Source organism: Kitasatospora sp. NPDC094015 (genome assembly GCF_040304075.1).
Classification (GTDB): Bacteria; Actinomycetota; Actinomycetes; order Streptomycetales; family Streptomycetaceae; genus Kitasatospora.
This window is the reverse complement of sequence record NZ_JBEOUL010000010.1, coordinates 67,434-86,036: the sequence shown is the minus strand read 5'-3', so window position 1 is coordinate 86,036 and position 18,603 is coordinate 67,434. Positions and strand designations below refer to the sequence as shown.

At 76.7% G+C, this 18,603-nt stretch carries 7 protein-coding genes and 1 tRNA gene; 1 reads left to right on the top strand and 7 read right to left on the bottom strand.

All coding sequences use genetic code 11. From position 1 onward, the window contains the following. Positions 1-61: 61 nt before the first annotated feature. The 6 genes from ABT014_RS15280 to ABT014_RS15255 all read right to left on the bottom strand — a co-directional run bounded on the left by ABT014_RS15280 (position 62) and on the right by ABT014_RS15255 (position 16,483). Positions 62-4,705 (bottom strand): beta-ketoacyl synthase N-terminal-like domain-containing protein, encoded by a 4,644-nt coding sequence (locus ABT014_RS15280; protein WP_350639211.1) that lies wholly within the window; start codon positions 4,703-4,705, stop codon positions 62-64. After that, on the bottom strand, positions 4,702-11,889 hold the full coding sequence (locus ABT014_RS15275) for an SDR family NAD(P)-dependent oxidoreductase (protein ID WP_350639210.1): 7,188 nt from the start codon (positions 11,887-11,889) through the stop codon (positions 4,702-4,704). The genes ABT014_RS15280 and ABT014_RS15275 overlap by 4 nt, the downstream gene beginning before the upstream one ends. 321 nt (positions 11,890-12,210) lie before the next feature. Then, on the bottom strand, positions 12,211-12,624 hold the full coding sequence (locus ABT014_RS15270) for a VOC family protein (RefSeq protein WP_350639209.1): 414 nt from the start codon (positions 12,622-12,624) through the stop codon (positions 12,211-12,213). A gap of 141 nt (positions 12,625-12,765) precedes the next feature. Continuing rightward, on the bottom strand, positions 12,766-14,127 hold the full coding sequence (locus ABT014_RS15265; protein WP_350639208.1) for a hypothetical protein: 1,362 nt from the start codon (positions 14,125-14,127) through the stop codon (positions 12,766-12,768). 323 nt (positions 14,128-14,450) lie between these two features. Next, positions 14,451-14,543, bottom strand: a tRNA-Cys gene (locus ABT014_RS15260). Positions 14,544-15,103: 560 nt separating this feature from the next. Next, the gene (locus ABT014_RS15255; RefSeq protein ID WP_350639207.1) at positions 15,104-16,483 is read right to left on the bottom strand and encodes an aminotransferase-like domain-containing protein; all 1,380 of its coding nucleotides are present in this window, start codon (positions 16,481-16,483) and stop codon (positions 15,104-15,106) included. Between the two features lie 106 nt (positions 16,484-16,589). On the opposite strand from ABT014_RS15255, the gene ABT014_RS15250 reads away from it, so the two are divergent. Next, a complete protein-coding gene (locus ABT014_RS15250; RefSeq protein WP_350639206.1) occupies positions 16,590-17,924 on the top strand; it encodes an MFS transporter in 1,335 nt (444 codons plus the stop codon). A 33-nt stretch (positions 17,925-17,957) separates the two neighbouring features. Here ABT014_RS15250 and ABT014_RS15245 read toward each other — a convergent pair whose 3' ends face one another. Continuing rightward, positions 17,958-18,563 (bottom strand): GPP34 family phosphoprotein, encoded by a 606-nt coding sequence (locus ABT014_RS15245; RefSeq protein ID WP_350639205.1) that lies wholly within the window; start codon positions 18,561-18,563, stop codon positions 17,958-17,960. Between the last annotated feature and the right edge of the window lie 40 nt (positions 18,564-18,603).

Below are 18,603 nucleotides of genomic sequence, written 5' to 3'. Positions count from 1 at the left end.
ATCTCCGCGAGGACCTCCGGCTCGGTGGGCGGGCGGAGGTGGGCGGTCTGTGCGCTGCCGGTCACGTGGTGGCCGTCCCTTCAGGGGTCTCGGTGTCGTCCGTGCTGGTGGTCCAGGCCACCACGTAGCTGCGCGGCGGCAGCCCGGGCGGGTTGGCGTGCGGGGTGCAGCGCACCCGGTGGGTCCGTGGTCCTGCGGTGCCGGCGACGGCGACCAGCAGCTCGGACGGCTCGGCGGCGAGCACCGCGAAGTCCCGTGGCCGGCCGCGCAGTCCGGTGCCCTCCGCCTTGGCGACGGCCTCCTTCGCGGCCCAGAACCTGGTCAGCCAGAGCGCCTCGGAGCCGCCGTGCTCGTCGCGGCAGGCCGCCAGCAGGCGCGCCTCGGCCGGGCCGAGCGCGACCCGGAGGTCGTCCGGGCGGCCGGTGACCTCCGCCAGGTCGATGCCCACCCCGGGGCCGCCGCCGGGGCGCCGGGGCCGGGCCAGGGCGACCGCCGCCTCGGCGTGGTGCGCGAGCGACACCTCCAGCTCCGGCAAGGTCCGGCCGTGCAGGCCGACCACCCGGGGGCGCCCGGAGGGGTGGCCGGGCCCGGCGTCCGGCGGCGGGTCGTTGAGCACCGCGATCTCGGCCGGGTAGAGCGGGCCCTCGCCCTGCTCCCAGAGCGCCCGCCGGACGGCGTCCTTGGCCGCGATCCGGCCCAGCAGCCAGGCCCGCCGCCCGCGCGGCGGCTGCCGCTCGTAGCGGGAACGCTCCTCGGAGCCCAGGTGGTTGCGCATGATCAGGTCGCGCGAGGCGAGGTCCGGCCAGCGCTCGTGCACCACCACCCAGCCGCCGGGCCGTGGCTGCGAGAGGGTGTGACGCTCGACGAACCGCTCGACCGGGCGCGTGTCCGGGTGGCTGTCGAAGCGCCGGTCCTGCCAGCCGCGGATCTCGGCCCGGACGGCGCCGCCGGCGACCAGTTGGACGTCCGCCTCCAGGACGGTGTCGGTCAGGCCGGTGATCCGGATGTGCGTCTCCAGCCGGGTGCCGGGCGGGGGCGGCGGCCCGTACAGGGTGAGCCGGCGCATCCCGACCGGGAAGACGACCGTCCGCTCGGTGCGGGTGGCCATGATCCAGTAGCCGAGCAGCTGGCCGACGTTGTCCAGCAGCGCCCCGGGCGCGGCGGGCGCGGTGATCACGCCGCGGACGTGCGACTCGCCGAGCGCGGTCAGCTCGCTCAGGCCCTGGAAGGCCGGGCCGTGGAACATCCACCGCTCGGCGTAGAGGTCGGCCGCGGTGAGGGCGGGCGGGCGCTCGGTGGCCCGGTCGGGCCGCCAGGCGGCGGGCGGGGCGGGGTGCCGGTCGGCCAGTTCGACGGTGCCCCGCGCGTAGCCGCCGAACTCGGCGGCCAGCCGGCCCGGGCCGGCCTCGCGCAGCTTCAGCTCGACGTCCAGCGGTGTGGCGGCCGGCACCCACTGCCCGAACCGCAGATCGTGCGCACCGACCGCGACCTGCCCCGGCCGGGCCTGCTCCGCCGCGTCCATCAGGTGCTGGACGATCGTGGTCGCCGGGACCACCGGCCAGCGGTCGGTCAGGTCGGGCCAGCCGGGGCGCTGCCGGAAGAAGCAGTGGTCGAGCAGGTACGGCATGGCGGCGGTCGAGACCCGCAGCCGCACGGTGTCCGGGACCACCGGGACGGGCACGGGTACGGGCGCCGGTGGCCGCGGCGGCAACGGCGCTGGTGGGGGCGGGGCGTTGCGACCGGCGTGGATGAGTTCGGCCGCGGTCCGCCCGGTCTCCCGCAGCAGGGCGTCGAGTTCGGCCGCCAGCGGGTGGTCGGCCGCGAGCGCGGCCAGGTCGGGCTCCGCGCCGGCGAGCGCCGCCGGATCGGGTTCCGCGCCGACGGGGACGGCCCGGCGCGGCGCGAGCTCGGCCCGCAGCCCGGCCAGGGCGGCCGGCGCCAGCGAGACCAGCGCCCCGCCGAGGTCCAGCCGTACCGCCGGGTGGGCCCCGGCAGCCCGCGGGGTGCGGGCGGGCCGCAGCGCCGCCGTGTCGGGCTCCGCGCCCTCCGCCCAGAGCGCCGCGGCGACCCGGCGGAGCTGGGCCAGCCCGTCGCGGTGCGGCGAGTTGGCCGCGACCACCAGGTGCTCCCGGGAGCCGAGCGTGTCGCCGACCAGCGAGCCGATCTGCCCGGTGCCGACCTGCACGAACGCCCGGAACCCGGCCGCGTACATGGTCTCCACCAGCGGCCGGAACCGGACCGGCTCCAGCAGGTGGCGCAGGAACAGCGCCCGGACGTCCGCCTCGGCCGCCGGGAACGGCGCGGCCGTCGTCCCGGACCAGACCGGCACCTGCGGCCGGTGCAGTTCGAACCGCTCGGAGGCCCGCCGGATCGGCCCCAGGTAGGGGCCCAGCATCGGGGTGTGGAAGCCGGACCGGAACGGCAGCACCTGGCCCAGCACCCCCTGCGCGCGGAACAGCCGGACCAGCTCCGCGACCGGCTCCGCGGGCCCGCAGACCACCGACTGCTGAGGGGCGTTGTCGTGCGAGAGCACCACCTGCGCCAGGTCGGCGCGGCCGGCCAGCGCCTCGGTCACCCGCTCGGCGGGCGCGCCCAGCGCGGCGAAGGACAGGCCGGGGACGAGCAGCTCGTCCGGGTCGAAGGACTCCAGGAAGGCGTCCACCGAGGCCCCGGAGTACAGGCCGGCGCTGACCATCGCGGTCCACTCGCCGACGCTGTGCCCGGCCACCGCGTCCGGGCGGATACCGAGCCGGCGCAGCGCCGTGTCCAGCAGCCGTCCGACCGCGACCACGCCGACGCCGTGCCGTCCGAGGCTGGCCGCCGGGCCGTCGGGACCGGCCGGGCCGGTGGCCGCAGCGGGGCTAGGCAGGCCGAAGTGGTCGGCGACCTCGTCCACCCGGGGGAGGAACTCGCCCTCCAGGCCCGGGAACAGGAAGGCCAGCCGGCCCGTCCCGAGCAGCGGCCGGGGCGCGTACCAGAGGTCGTTGCGCCCGCGCCAGGCGCGCCCGTGGGCCACCGCGCGGCGGGCCAGCGCCAGCCGCTTGGCGGTCGGGTCGACGATGGCCAGCCGGCAGCCCGGCGCGGGTGCGCCGCGCTCGGGCAGGCCGGCGGCGAGCACCGCGCCGTCCTCGCCGGCCAGCAGCCGGGCCAGCTGCTCCGGGCCGTCGGTGGCGAGCCGCAGCACCCGCTCGGGCTCCGCCACGCTCAGCCGCCCGGGAGCCGCGGCGGCCGGAACGGCAGCAGCGGGAGCCATGGCGGAAGGGGCCTGCTCCAGCACCACGTGCGCGTTGATCCCGCCGAAGCCGAAGGCGTTCACCGCGGCCCGGCGCGGGCCGGCGCCCTCCCAGGGCTCCTCGGCGGCGACGGTCCGGAACCGGGTGGCGCCCAGCGCCGGGTGCGGATCGTCGCAGTGCAGGGTCGGCAGCAGCACCCCGTGGTGCACCGCCAGCGCCGCCTTGACCAGACCGGCGATCCCGGCCGCCGGCATCAGGTGGCCGATCATCGACTTCACCGAACCGAGCACCGCCCGCTCGCCGTCCGCCGACGGCGGGCCGAACACCTCGGCCAGGGTGGCCAGTTCGGCCGCGTCCCCGACCGGGGTGGCGGTGCCGTGGGCCTCCAGCAGGCCGAGCGCGCCGGGCGCCGCCGGGTCGAGCCCGGCCGCCCGCCAGGCGGCCCGCACCGCCCGGGCCTGGCCGCCCGGGTCGGGGTTGGCCAGCGCGGCCGTCCGCCCGTCGCCGGCCACGCCGGTGCCGCGGATCACCGCGTACACCCGGTCGCCGTCGCGCTGCGCGTCGGCCAGCCGCTTCAGCACCACCACGCCGGTGCCCTCGCCGATCAGGAGGCCGTCGGCGCCCCGGTGGAACGGGCGGATCCGCTCGCTCGTGGAGAGCGCCCGCAGCTGGGCGAACACGCTCCACAGCGTGATGTCGTGGCAGTGGTGCACCCCGCCGGCGAGCATCAGGTCGCAGCGCCCGCCCGCCAGTTCGCCGACCGCCTGGTCGACGGCGACCAGCGAGGAGGCGCAGGCCGCGTCCACCGTGTACGCCGGGCCGCGCAGGTCGAGGCGGTTGGCCACCCGGGAGGCGGCCAGGTTGGGCACCAGCCCGATCGCCGACTCCGGCCGGTCCGGGCCGAGCCGGTCGGTGAACGCCTCGCGCACCCGGGCGAGCTGCCCGGCCGTGAGGTCCGGCAGCAGCTCACCGAGGGTGCGCACCAGCTGGTGCGCGGTCCGGACCCGCTGGTCGAGCCGGACCAGGCCCGGCGTCAGGTACCCGCCCCGGCCCAGCACGACCCCGATCCGGTCCCGGTCGGGCAGCCGCTCCATCCCGCCGGCGTCCGCGATCGCGTCGGCCGCGACCTGGAGCGCGATCAGCTGGTCCGGCTCGGCGCCGGCCACCGAGGTCGGCATGATGCCGAACCGGGTGGGCCGCACCTCGGCCAGCTCGTCCACGAACCCGCCGCGCCGGCAGTACAGCCGGTCCGGGGCGGCGGGCCCGGAGGCTGCCGCCGGATCGTAGAAGCCGGCGTCCCACCGCCCGTCGGGGACCTCCGTGATGGCGTCGACGCCGCCGCGCAGGTTGCGCCAGTACGTGGCCAGGTCCGGAGCGCCGGGCAGCAGCACCGCCATGCCGACCACCGCCACCGGCACCGCCGTCGCCGTCCCCGCCCTGCCCGCCGGGGTGACGGCCGTCACGGCCGTCACCAGCCCGAGGCCGTGTAGACCACGGACCGGACCGACTCCTCGCCCCAGGCCAGCTCGCGCAGCAGCGCCAGGGTGCCCGCGTCCGGGTCGATCAGCCGCACGCCCCGCCGGGCGTAGTCCCGTGCCAGCTCCGGCGAGACCATCCCGCCGTGCGGGCCGGACGGCGCCCACGGGCCCCAGTGCACGGTCAGCGCCCGTCGTCCGGTGGCGGCGGCCCAGCGCGCGCCGAGCTCCTCCAGCGCGTCGTTGGCCGCCGCGTAGTCGGCCTGGCCGCGGTTGCCCAGCGCGGCGGCGATGCTGCCGAACAGCACGGTGAACCCCGGGCCGCCCGGCAGTTCGGCCAGCGCGTCGAGCAGCACCCGGGCGCCGTCCGCCTTGGTGGCGTACACCCGCCGGAAGGACTCCGGGTCCTTCTGCGCCAGCACCTTGTCCTCGATCACGCCCGCCGCGTACACCACGCCGTCCAACCGTCCGTACGCCGCGTACACCTCCTTGACGGCCTGCCGGACGGCCGCCGGGTCGGCCGCGTCCACGGCCTGGTAGCGGGCGGGCGAGCCCAGCGCGGCGAGCTCGGCGAGGGTCGCCGCGACCTCGCGTCCGGCCAGCAGCCGGGCGGCCGCGCGGTCCACCTCGGGCAGCGGTACGCCCTGGCGGGCCAGCGCCGCCCGCAGCGCGGCACGGTCGGGGGCACCGGCGGTCACCGGGTCCTCCGGGCCCTCCGGCGGTGCGGTGCGGCCCAGCAGCTCGATCCGGCACCGGGAGGCCGCCGCGAGCGCCGCCGCGAAGCGCGCGGTGATCCCGCGCGCCCCGCCGACCAGCAGCACCACCGCGTCCCGGTCCAGGCCCAGCGCGGCGGCCTCGGCCACGCCGTCACCGGCCGGTCCGGCGCCGGTGCTGCCGAGCACGCCGAGCCCGGACTCCGTCAGGGCGAGCCCCTGCCGGCCGGCCGGGCCACGCAGCACCACCGGCTCACGGTCCTCGGCCAGCAGCTCGCCGAGCAGCGCGCCGGCCACCTCGGCGGGCTCCGCGCCGGGCTCGAACTCCACCACCCGGCAGGTGGCTTCGGGGTACTCGCGGGCCAGGGTGCGGAACAGCCCGCGCAACCCGTCCGCCCGTCCGGAGCCGGAGCCGGAGCCGGAGGCCGCGTCGGAGCCGCCGTCGGGCGTCGGGCGCGCGGCCAGCAGCCACCGGGGCCCGGCGGCCAGCGCGGCCTGCAGCGCCGGGACCGCGCCCGGCAGCACCGGCGTACCGCCGCCGGTCAGCGGGTCGAGCAGCAGCACGCCGTCCACCGGGCCGTCCGCGGCGGACAGCAGGTGCTCCGCGTCGAGCGCCAGCACCTGGGCGCCGTGCCCGGTCAGTCGCCCGGCCAGCTCCTCGGCGACGCCGCCGCCGTCCGAGCCGAGCAGTGCGAACCGGCGGCCGGCCAGCAACTGCGCCGACCCGGTGGCCTCCGCCAGCCCGACGGGCAGCAGCCGCAGCCGCGCGGGCTCGTGGCCTTGCACCGGGACGGTCGCCGGGTCGACGGGTGCTTCGTCGTCGGTCGGTTGTGTGGTGGTGGTGAGGCGGGTGGTGAGCCAGGTGGTGATGGCGGTGGCGGTGCGGGCGCCGGAGAGTTCTTCGAGTTCGTGGTCGGTGAGGGTGGTGAGGTCGGTGCCGGTGGCGAGGCGGCGGGCGAGTTGGCCGATGATCTCGGTGCGTTTGATGGAGTCGATGCTGAGGTCGGCCTCGAGGTCGAGGTCGGGTTCGATCATGTCGGCGGGGTAGCCGGTGCGTTCGGCGATCACCTCGATGACGGTGGCCATCAGATCGACGGCCTCGACGGCTTCCTCCGTGTCCGCCGGTTGTGTGGTGGTGGTCAGGCGGGTGGTGAGCCAGGTGGTGATGGCGGTGGCGGTGCGGGCGCCGGAGAGTTCTTCGAGTTCGTGGTCGGTGAGGGTGGTGAGGTCGGTGCCGGTGGCGAGGCGGCGGGCGAGCTGGCCGATGATCTCGGTGCGTTTGATGGAGTCGATGCTGAGGTCGGCTTCGAGGTCGAGGTCGGGTTCGATCATGTCGGCGGGGTAGCCGGTGCGTTCGGCGATCACCTCGATCACGGCGGCCGTCAGATCGACCGCCCCGCCCGGACCGGCCTCGGGCTCGGGCTCGCGCGCCGCCGCGGCCGGCAGCGCCGCCGCGGACACCGCGGACACCGCGACGGGCGTAGGCGGTGCCGCGAGCGCCGGGGGCGGGACGGCCCCCGCCGTGCCGAAGTAGCTCAGCAGCACGTCACGCTGCGCCGCGATCATCTCCCGGCTGCTGCTCAGGAAATCCGCCACCAGCGCGTCCGCGGCCGACCGCGCACCCTGCGCCGACCCGTCCTGCCCGTACGGTGCCTGTCCGTGTCGTGCCTGTCCGTGCCCTGCCGGTCCGTGCGGTGCCGCCACCAGTGCCTCCGGTACGGGTCTGGCCGGCGCGAGCGCGCCGGGCAGCAGTTCTCCGGCAGCCGTACGGACCAGCTGCCCGTCCACCAGCCAGCCGGCCCGCCGGGGTGCGGGCGCCCGGCCCGCCTCCACCGCGTCCCGGCCGCGCAGCAGCCGCCCGGTGCGCACCGGCACCCCGGCGACGGCCAGTTCCGCCAGCGCGTCCAGGAAGCCGGGCAGGCCCCGGCGCCGGCCCTCGACCGGCACCGCCCGGTGCGGGCGCTCGCCGAGCACCGCCGACACCAGCCCGGTCAGCACCGAACCCGGCCCGGCCTCGACGAACACCCGGGCGCCGGCCTCGTACATCGCCTCGATCTGGGCCACGAACCGCACCGGGGCGCCGATCTGCGCCGCCAGCGCGGCCCGGACCGCGGCCGGATCGGCGGGGTAGGCGGCCGCCGTCCGGTTCGAGTAGACCGGGAACTCCGGCTCCCGGACCGTCCAGCCGGCCAGCGCCTCGGCGAACCGCTCGCCGGCGCCCGCGACCAGCGGGCTGTGGAAGGCGCAGGCGACCGGCAGCCGCTTCACCCCGTACCCGGCCTCGCGCAGTCGCTCGGTCGCGGCGGCCACCTCGGGCGTGGCCCCGGAGATCACGGTCTGCTCGGGCGCGTTGTGGTTGGCCGCGACCACCCGGCCGGCCAACCTGGCCGCCACCAGCACCTGTTCGACCTGCTCGGCGCCGGCCGCCACGGCCGCCATCGACCCCGGGTCGGTGCCCTCGCCGACCGCGTCCAGGATCGCCAGCGCCCGCTGCGCGCTGATCGCCGGCAGGTCGTGGGCCGCCAGCGCGCCCGCCGCGCAGAGCGCCACCAGCTCGCCGTAGCTGTGGCCCGCCGCCAGCTGCGGACGCACCCCGGCCAGCGCGAGCAGCTCGTGGGCGGCCAGCCCGGCCATCCCCAGGACGGGCTGCGCCACCCTGGTGTCGGTCACCGCCGTGCGCTGCCGGCTGCGCGCCTCCTCGGTGAACGCGGCCGGCGGGTAGAGCACGTCCGCGTAGCCGCGACCGAGCCGCAGGTGCCGCTGCACGCCTGGGAAGGCCGTGAACAACTCGGCGAACATGCCCGGCCGTTGACTGCCCTGACCGGGGAAGAGGAACGCCACCTGGCCGCCCGGCACGCCGTCCTCGGCGGCCAGGTGCACCCCGGCCGCCGGATCGTGCTCGCCCGCCAGCGCCCGCCGCAGCGCCTCGGTCAGCCCGGCGAGGTCGGAGGCCACCACCGCGACCTGGACCGGCCCGTGGCCGGTCTCCGCCCGCCGGGAGGCCGCCAGCGCGAGGTCGCGCAGCCGCCACGGCGCACCCGGTGCCTCTGCCAGCCGCAGGAGTTCGGCCACCCCGCGCAGCGCCCGTTCGCGGTCGGCGCCGCGGAAGGTGAGGAGTTCGGCCGGCCACTCCTGCAGCCCGTGCACGGGCGCCGGTCCGTCGTAACCGGTCAGCACGGCATGGAAGTTGGTGCCGCCGAAGCCGAACGCGCTGACCCCGGCCACCCGTTCGGCCGCCGGAGCGGCCCACGGCCGGGCCTCGGTGTGGAAGGCGAACGGGCTCTGCCCGGCCTGCCAGGCGGGGTTCGGCTCGGTCAGGTGCAGGGTGGGCGGCTTGACCCCGGTGTGCAGCGCCAGCGAGGCCTTGATCAGCCCGGCCAGTCCGGCCGCGCACTTGGTGTGGCCGATCTGCGACTTCACCGACCCCAGCGCGCAGCTCCCCGGCGCCGCCCCGGCCTCGGTGAACACCGCGTTCAGCGTGGCCAGTTCGGTCCGGTCACCGACCACCGTGCCGGTACCGTGCGCCTCCACCAGGCCGACCGCGGCCGGGGCGACCCCGGCGCCCCGGTAGGCCCGCTCCAGCGCTGCCCGCTGGCCCTCCGGCCGGGGTGCGGTCAGGCCGAGCGAGCGGCCGTCGCTGGCGCTGCCGACGCCCTGCACCACGGCGTACACCCGGTCGCCGTCGCGCTCGGCGTCCGCGAGGCGCTTGAGCACCAGGCAGCCGACGCCCTCGCCGAGCGCGATGCCGTCCGCCGCCGCATCGAACGGGCGGGAGCGGCCGGTCGGCGACAGCGCGTGCACCGAGGCGAAGAGCAGGTAGTCGTTGATGCCGTTGTGCAGGTCGGCGCCGCCGCACAGGGCCAGGTCGGCGGTGCCCGCCGCCAGCTCCTTGCAGGCCACGTCCAGCGCGGCCAGCGAGGAGGCGCAGGCCGCGTCCACGGTGAAGTTGGCGCCGCCCAGGTCGAGGCGGTTGGCGATCCGCCCGGAGATCACGTTGGCCAGCATCCCGGGGAAGGAGTCCTCGGTGAGCGCGGGCAGTTGCTCGGCGATGGCCTCCGGCACCGAGCCGAGGTAGGCCGGCAGCACCGCGCCGAGCACGCCCGCGTTGGACAGGTCGCTGCCCGCCTCCGCGCCGAACACCACGCTGGTGCGGGCGCGGTCGAAGGGCCGCCCGCCGTCCGGTCCGCCGCCGTCGTACCCGGCGTCGGTCAGTGCCCGCCGGGCCGCCTCCAGGGCCAGCAGCTGGACCGGCTCGATGCTGCCCAGCGCGGCCGGCGGGATGCCGTAGCTCAGCGCGTCGAAGGGGATCGGCGGCAGGAAGCCGCCCCACTTGGACGGGGTGGTGCCGGGCCCGCCCTTCTCGGAGTGGTAGAGCGCCGGGTCCCACCGCTCGGCGGGCACCTCGGTCACCGCGTCCACCCCCGCCAGCACGTTCGCCCAGAACGTCGGCAGGTCGGGCGCCTGCGGGAACATGCCGGCCATGCCGATCACCGCGATCCGCAGCGGTTCGGGCGCCGGCTCCTCGGCCGCCGGGGCCAGCCCGAGGCGCTCCGTCAGCTCCGTCGCCCGGGCCGCCAGGAAGGCCGCCGCGCCGGTGCTGACCGAGGCGTGCAGGGCGGCCAGCGTGATGGTGGCCGACCGCAGCACGGCGACCTGCCCGGCCATGAACATCCCCTGGGCCAGCTGCCCCGGCTCGTCCACCTCGGTCAGCTCGCCGGCCACCCGGTCGACGCCCTTGCTGGCGATCCGCAGCCGGCCGACGTTCAGCCGCTCCAGCCGCTCCCAGACCTCGCGCTGCGGCACCCCCTCGTCCCGCAGGCGCTGCCGCTCGGCCAGGAACTCGGCGGTGAACGGGCTCGGGACGCACCGGGTGGCGTGCCCCGGTGCGGTCAGCAGCAGTTCGGTGCCGCGCGCGGCCACCACCTGACGCTGGAACGCCGGGCGGACCGCCCCGTGCGCCACCGCCTCCTCGGTGAACAGGTACGCCGTGCCCATCAGCACGCCCGCCGCCACCCCCCGGGCCGCCAGCGGCGCCGCGAGCACGGCCACCGCGGCCGCCGAGCGTTCGTCGTGCACGCCGCCGGCGAACAGCACCTCCACCGCCGGTCGGTCCGGCGTGCGGTCCAGGAACTCGGCCAGCACGCCCAGTTGGGCCTCCCAGAGCGGGAAGCTGTGCCGGGGCCCGACGTGCCCGCCGCACTCGGAGCCCTCGAAGACGAACCGGCGCGCCCCGTCCTGCAGGAACTGCCGCAGCAGCCCCGGGGAGGGCACGTGCAGGAAGGTGCGGATCCCCGCCTCCTCCAGCACCCGCGCCTGCGACGGGCGGCCGCCGGCGATCACGGCGTGGGTGGGCCGGGCGGCCAGCACCTCCGCCAGCTGGGCCCCGCGCACCTCCTCCGGGGCGAAGCCCAGCACGCCCACGCCCCACGGACGCCCCTCGACGGCGGCCGCGCTGCGGGCGAGCAGCTCGCGGGTCTGCTCGGGGCCGGCCAGCGCCAGGGCCACGAACGGAAGGCCGCCGGCGGAGGCCACCGCCGCCGCGAAGCCGGGCTGGTCGCTGACCCTGGTCATCGGCCCCTGCGCGAGCGGGAGTTCGGTCCCGAGTGCGACACCGAGCGCGGACCCCGGGACGAGCTGGCGCTGCACGTCGCTCGCCGCCCGTACGCCGTCCAGCACCGCCTGCCGGATGCCCCGCACGGCGCGCGGGACGGTGCCCCACCGCTCGGCGAACAATGCTGCGAGCGAGCCGTCCTGACCGACCGTCAATGCCACGGCGGCGACGCCCGCGGGCCCGCTGCGGCGCAGCACCCGCTGCCCGTCGACCACCGCGGTCTCGGAGCCGTCCATGCCGCGGACGGCGGCCGCGGCCTCCTCCGGCGTCGAGGCCTCGGCCAGCAGGGCGAGCTGGCTGTCCAGCACCACGCCGGCGGCTCCGGCCGCGACGGCCGCCGCCGCGGTGAAGGGCCCGATCCCGCCGCAGGCCCACACCGGCACCCGGATCGCCGGATCCGACAGCAGTAGCTGCAGCAGTACGAAGGTGCTCAACTCGCCGACCGGGCCGCCGCTCTCGGCGCCGCGGGCGATCAGCCCGTGGGCGCCGGCCCGGACCGCGGCCAGTGCCTGGTCCAGGTCGGTGACCTCCGCCAGCACGCGGTGGTCGGCGGATAATGCCGCGAGGTCCCAGCCGGGCACGTCGGGCGGCAGGACCAGGGTGTGCGGTCGGGCCTGCGGGTCGGGGGAGTGCAGGTCCTCGGGGGAGAGCCGGCAATCGGGTCCGATCCGGAGCCCGAACCGGCCGGGCGCTCTCTCCCGGAGTGCGGCCAGCTCCTCGCGGGCCCGGCGGTCGCCGGTGCCGAGGTCCAGCACGCCGAGCGCACCGGCCCGGCAGACGGCCTCCGTGAGGGCGGCGTCGGGTTCATGGAAGGGGGTGATCCCGACGACGAGGTCGACCGGCACTGTGCGCCTCATGGGCTCTCCGTGGTTGAGTCACGACGCAGTTGGGGGCATGTGCGACTCCCGGCGCGGGGCGCGACGACCTGCCCTCCGCTGGGGTGTGGAGAGGGCCGTACCGTGCCTCGTTCCGGTGCGGAACAGAAGCTACCGATCGGTAGCGCACGCCAGGTTAAGTCCTGGTTGCAGGTCCATGTCAATGGGGCGGTAGCATCCCGCCCGGAACGGAGTGACGCGGGCCGGTCGCCGGGCGGCACGACGGAGCGGCGGCGGGTGGGCCGGGCCGACCCGGATCACCCGCCGCCGCTCGATGCACCGCCGCCCGTCCGGGCGGGGCGCTCAGCCCTGCGCTGCGGAGATGTTGACCAGCCAGATGATGCCGAACCGGTCCGCGCACATGCCGAACACGTCGCCCCACATCTGCTTCTCCAGCGGCACGGTGACCGTGCCGTCGGCCGACAGCTTCGCCCACCAGCCGCGCAGGTCGCCGTCGTCGTCCCCGCTCAGGCTCACCGAGATGTTGGTCCCCGGTCCGTTCGTCGTTCCGGGCGGGTTGTCGGCCCCCATCAGCGTGAATCCCGACGGCGTCTCGAGCATGCCGTGCATGATCTTGTCGGCGTTGGGGGCGTCCTTCGAGCCGAAATCGCCGAAGGTGCTCAGCGCCAGCGTGCCACCGAACACCTCCCGGTAGAACTCCATGGCCTGGCGGGCGTTGCCGTCGAAGCTGATGTACGGATTGAGTCGGGAAGGCATGCCGGTCCCCTTCGTGGCGAGGCGTCAGTTCCCGCAGGGTAGGCGATCCGACCGCCACGCGGGGGGCGGCGCCCCGGCGGGCACACGAATGGCGCCCACCGCCCCGGGCACGGGGGCGGTGGGCGGGCGGTCCGGGAAGGATCAGGCCTTCGCGTCGGCGAGCCGGGCGCTGCCGGCCAGGCAGTCGCGGAACTCGTAGGACGGCGCGGGCCCGGACCAGCGCAGGAAACCGGTGCTGCCGATGCCGGTCGTCATGTCGATGAATCGGCTGCCGTCGTAGAGCACCTTGCCCGCGGTGGTCGCGGTGGCGGAGGTGACGTGGTGGGAGCCCATCAGCGCGCAGTCCTGGTACCGGACCATCGGACCTCGCGAGGGGTTGACGGCGTCGAAGCGGTAGCTGTGCGGCACGGCGTTGGGGGCCCAGGACTGGAACGACAGGGCGGTGTCGTCGCAGGACACGAAGGTGATGCTGCCCTTGTACCAGGCCGAGTCGATGACCTTGTGCCCGACACCGCGCAGCTCGAACCGGATGCCCTGGGCGTACAGCCGCATCACCGAGTCCGCGCGGGTGGCCGCCTGCGCGCCCAGCTGGAAGAAGGTGCCGGTCGAGGCGGCGTCCGTGAGGATGTACGAACCGCCGATGAAGTTCATCGAACCGCCGCGCTCGTTGCGCACGAAAGCCCCGGACTTGAACTCGACTTTGCAGTCCCGGAACCAGTAGTTGAGGAACTGGTCCTGCTGGGACTCGGCCGGGGTCATGCCGATCACCAGGAAGGCGTCCGCGTAGGAACCGCCGATCTGGCAGTGGTCCCAACCCATTTCGCTGTTGAGGTCGGAGGTGGTGGCCGGCCCGTCGAGGCCGATGCCTACCTTCCAGGTGCCGCGCCATTCGACGTCGGTGTACCAGGTGTCCTGCACGCCGCCCGCGTCCGAGGAGTAGGCGTAGTTGAAGCTCGCGGTGGCGTCCTTGCTCTCGAAGCTCAGGCCGCTGATCCGGATGTTCTTGTAGCGCTGCCGGTTGGTCCACAGCGTGGTGTTGCGGGCGGTCGGCGCGTACGTGATCCGGGACAGCCGCTTGCCGTACCCCGCGATCGCGATGCCGTCGACGATGCCGCCGTTGCCGACGCCGTCCTCGCCGGGGAGCAGCGAGTCGGGCTGGGTGAGCAGGTAGGTGCCCGGGGGGATCAGCAGGGTCTTCTTCGGGATCGCGCCCGAGATCGGGCCGGGCTGGAAGGAGCCCAGCAGCTCGGCCGCGGCGGCGCGGAACGCGGCGTCGCTCGGCGTGGCACCGGTCGGGTCGGCCCCCTTCGCGATCACGTCGACCACGTACGCGTCCGGCCCGGTGAGGGCCGGCGTGGCGGCCATCGCGCTACGGCCCCCGAGGGCCAGCCCGCCGGCGAGCGCGCCGACCCCGGTGACCCCGGCGAGCAGCGCCCGCCGGCCGGGCCGTGCGGCCTCGCGGCCGGATCCGTTGCCGTCCTGTCGGCCTGATCGATTGGACACCTGGTACTCCCCCTCGTGAAGCCATGGCCGCGGCCCGGGGTGCGGGCGCCGGCCATGCCGAACCGTCGTGATGGTCTGCTGCGGCCCGCCGGCGCCCGCCCGCACAGACGAGGCGCGGGCGGCCCTGGGTGGGCGGCCAGAGACTGTCAGGACGCCGTATCGCGGACCGCGACGGATCCGTCGGCACGGCGTCGCGCCGCGCGGGGCCGACCGGCGTGGGACCCGGCCGACCGGGGGAGATGCCGCTGATGGGAAGGGGGACCGGCGGTACGAGGCCGCGAGCGCCGCGCTACCGGGACGCTACGCAGACCGTGCCGAAGAGGCGGAGAGGGCAGGATTCGAACCTGCGCGGGCCGCGAGGACCCTGCTGGCCGTTGCCGGCCTGGCACCCGATGAACCGCTCCGGGCACCTCTCCATCCTCCCGGGGTGTTTGCCGTTCCCCCGGGCGATGACTCCATGGTGCCCGGCCGCCCTGACCCGCCGCTGACCGGCCGCTGACCCACGACTGACCCGCCGCTGACCCGGTGTTGACCGGCCGTTGGTGCCCGGCCGTCCCTCGGGCTGGGGAGCCGTCGAACCCGGCCCGGCGATCCGAAGGGAGGCTCAGGAGAACCTTAGGGCTCCTTTAGGGAGGGGGCCGGATTGCACCCCGGCCGGCAACTCCTCCTAGGCTCAGGGCTGTTGCCCGCGCAGCGAACGGCCACCGGCCGGCAGGAGCGAGCGGTTCCGAGCCTGCGGCGCTGCGCGGCCGTCCCGTCCCCTGGACCCCGGAGGTACCCGATGACCTTTCCGCGCCAGTACGAGCAGCCCCGGCCCGTGCGCCGCCGCCGGGTGACCGTCCTGACCGTCGTCGGCGGTGTCGTGCTGGCGGCCGCCGCGCTGTTCGGGCTCGTCTGACGATCCCGGCCGGGCGTCCGCCGACACCCGCGTGCGGTCGACCCACGTGCCGGGCCGACCCCGGCACGGGGCACCCGGTCAGCTGCCCGGCGCCCCCGGTGCGGTGAGCACGGCCGCCGCGCGGCCCAGGGTCTCCGGGGTGGCCGTGAAGGGCAGCCGGAGGTGGCGCGTCAGGGTCCGGTCGGCGGCGAAGTCCGGACCGGGCGAGAGCTTCAGACCGTGGCGGGCCGCGTACCCGGCCAGCGCGGCGGCGGTCGTCCCGTGCAGGCGCAGCCAGAGCGTGAGACCGCCCGCGGGGAGCGTGAAGCTCCACGGGCCGGCGCCGTCGAGCAGCCCCGCGAGGTGGTCGCGCTGCGCCCGCAGCCGCTCGCGCCGCTCGTGCAGCAGGTCCGCCGGGTCGGCCAGCAGCTCGCAGGCGATGAGCTGTTCCAGCGGCGGCGGGGACAGTCGGGCCTGGAGCGGGTTGAGCAGCAGCTCGCGGATCCGGGCGGCGTCGGTGCGCAGCCAGCCGACCCGCAGCCCGCCCCAGACCAGCTTCGAGGCCGAACCGACCGAGACCACCCCGCGGCCCGCCAGGTGCGGCACGGGTCCGGGCGGCGTGCGCAGATCCAGATCGCGCAGCGTCTCGTCGGCGATCACCGTGAGGTCGTGCGCGGTGGCCGCCTCGGCGACCAGGCGGCGCTGGTCCGGCGACATCAGGGCGCCGGTGGGGTTGTGGAAGTCGGGCGTCAGGAAGGCCAGCGCCGGCCGCGCGGTGGCCAGGGTGCGGGCGAGGTGGGCGAGGTCCCAGCCGTCGGCGCCGACCGGCACGGTGGCGAGGCGGGCGCGGCGGCGGCGCAGCACGGCCAGCACCCCCTGGTAGGTGGGGCTCTCCATCAGGACCGGGCGGCCGCGGTCGTGCAGGTGGTCCGCCAGCAGGGTGAGCGCGGCCCGGGCGCCGGCGGTGACCAGGATCTGGTCCGGCCGGGTCGGCAGCCCCTCGCGGGTGTAGCGGTCGGCCAACAGCTCGCGCAGCTGCGGCAGCCCCGCGTCCGGCTCGGCCCCGTCGACCAGCAGCGAGGCGGACCGCTCCACCGCCCGGCGGGAGGCCGCCAGGTAGGCGTGGTGCGGGGCGGCGGGCACCGCCCGGGTGAGGTCGATGCCGTCGCCGTGGTCGGTGGACCAGGGGGCCGTGCGCTCGGTGACCGCCGGCGGCAGCCGCAGGACGCTGCCGCTGCCGTGCCGGGTGCGCAGCCAGCCGGTGTCGCGGAGCGCGGCCAGCGCGGTGACCACGGTGCCCCGGCTGATCCCGAGGGCGGCGGCGAGGGCGCGCTCCGAGGGCAGCCGGGAGCCGGGCGGCAGCCGTCCGTCGATCACGGCGTCCCGGACCGCCGTGGCGAGGGTCCGCGCGAGCGGCCCGGGCTCCTGCCGCCACTCGCCGAGGGCGGCGGCGATCCCGGGGGGACGGGTCGAGGTCACCGGTCCACTTTGCCACAAGTGGACCAGGACCTCACGGGCGGGCGCCGCGTAGCGTCCGGGCACACCGTCCGGGACGCCGTCCCCGGGCCACGTCGAGGAGCCGACCGTGCACCGTCCGCCTGTCACCCGTCCCGCTGCGCCGCGCCCCGAGGCCTTGGCAGCCGCCGCCCAGGATCGCGCTCGCGACCAGGGCCCCGCGGTGGGTGGCCCGGCGGGCCGCTGGTGGCGGGCCACGGCCGGGGGCCTGCCGCCGGTCTTCTGGTACCTGTGGACGGCGTCGCTGATCAACCGCGCCGGCGCGGTCGCGCAGCTCTACCTCGGCGTCTACCTGCTGTCGGTCCGCCACTTCGACGCCTCCTACGTCGGCCTGGTGATCGGCGTCGGCGGCATCGGGACCGCCCTGGGCGCGCTGCCCGGCGGGATCGCCGCCGACCGGTGGGGGCGGCGCCCGGTCCTGCTCGGCGCGGCCCCGCCCGCCGCGCTGACCATGCTGCTCCTCGGCGGGGCCGGCGGCCCGGCGGCCGTGCTGCTGCTCTCGCTGCTGCTCGGGGTGTTCCTGGGCGCGGTCCGGCCCGCACTCACCGCGGCCATCATCGACGTGGTCGCCGGGCCCGACCGGATCCGGGCGCTCAACCTGAACTACTGGGCCTTCAACCTGGGTTCGGCCGCGGCGGCCCTGCTCGCCGGCCTGCTGGCCCGGATCGCACCGATGCTGCTGTTCGCGACCAACGCCGCCGTGCTGCTCGGCTCGACGCTGCTGCTGGCCCTGAAGGTCCCGGAGACCGGGCCCGGGCGCGTGCCGGGCACAGCCGGCGGCGGAGGGCTCGGCCTGGTCCTGCGGGACCGTACCTTCATGGTCTTCGTCGGCCTCACCCTGCTCGGCTGGACCATGATCGAGACCAACAAGATGCTGCCGGCCGCGCTCGTCGCCGACGGGCTGGACGTCACCTCCTACGGGCAGGTGATCGTCGTCAACATGGCGCTGATCGTGGCCGGCCAGCTCTTCCTTCCCAACCTGCTGGCCCGGTTCCGTCCCGACCGGGTGCTCGCCGTCTCGGCCCTGTTCGCCGGGGCCGGCTTCGGGCTCGCCGCGCTCGCGGACACCCTGTGGGCGTACGCGCTGACGGTCGCCGTCTGGACGGTCGGCGAGATGCTGATGACCCTCGCCAACTCCACCCTCACCGTCGCCCTCTCGCCCCCTGCTGCCCGCGGCCGCTACCAGGGCGTGTTCGGCTCCGGCCTGACCGGCGCGATGTTCCTCGGCCCGACCCTGGGCGGCCTGGTCACCCAGTACCTCGGGACGAGTGCCCTGTGGTTCGGCGTCCTCCTGCTCGGCCTCCTGCTCGCCGGCGCCCACCTGCTGGCCGGCGCGGCCCGCAGCCGCCGTACCGGGCTCGGGGCTGCCGGGGTGGTGGTCGACGGGACGACGCGCGGACGCTGAGGGGCGGCGGCGCGCGGGCACGGGGCCCCGGTGTCAGAGCCCGCCGCCGCGCCAGATGTTGTCGAACGCCGCGCCCTCGATCGAGCGGCGCCGGCGGACGGCGTCCAGCTCCCGGACCGCGTCGTGGACGGCCGCGAGGACGGTGGCCACGGCGTCGTCGGCGATGTCGGGGAGGTCGCCGGGCCCGTCGGGGGTCGCGATGCCCGCGGCGGCGGCGAGGGTGGTGAGGACCGGCTCCCGGGTGGCCCAACGGCCCGCCGGGTCGGGCCGGGCGGGTGAGCCGGCCGGAGCCCTGCGGCCCGGACGGTGGCGGTGACCGGGCGCGTCACCGGGATCGCGCGCCGCCCGGTAGGCCGCCGCCAGACCACGGCCCCGGCGCCACAGCCAGTCCTCGACCGATTCGTACGGCGGCTCGGGGCGGAGGTCGGCGGCGGCCCGGTCCAGCAGCGGATCGGCGACGGTCGGCCGCAGGCGTGGCAGGATCCGGTCCTGCTCGTCCAGCCCGGCGGCCTCCAGGCCGAGCAGGTCGATCAGTTCGGCCCCCGCGAGCGCGAGCGACAGCTCGCCCTGCTCCGGGGACGGACCCGATCCGGGGTCGAGGGCGACGGTCAGCAGGTCCTGCGCTGTGGTGGCCGGCATGCCGCCAGGCTACGGCGGCCCGGCGCGCCCCGCAGGCGGA

Coding starts and splice junctions, on each gene's coding strand:
- ABT014_RS15270 (WP_350639209.1), bottom strand. CDS start 12,624: ATGCCTTCCCGACTCAATCCGTACATCAGCTTCGACGGCAACGCCCGC.
- ABT014_RS15245 (WP_350639205.1), bottom strand. CDS start 18,563: ATGCCGGCCACCACAGCGCAGGACCTGCTGACCGTCGCCCTCGACCCC.
- ABT014_RS15275 (WP_350639210.1), bottom strand. CDS start 11,889: ATGAGGCGCACAGTGCCGGTCGACCTCGTCGTCGGGATCACCCCCTTC.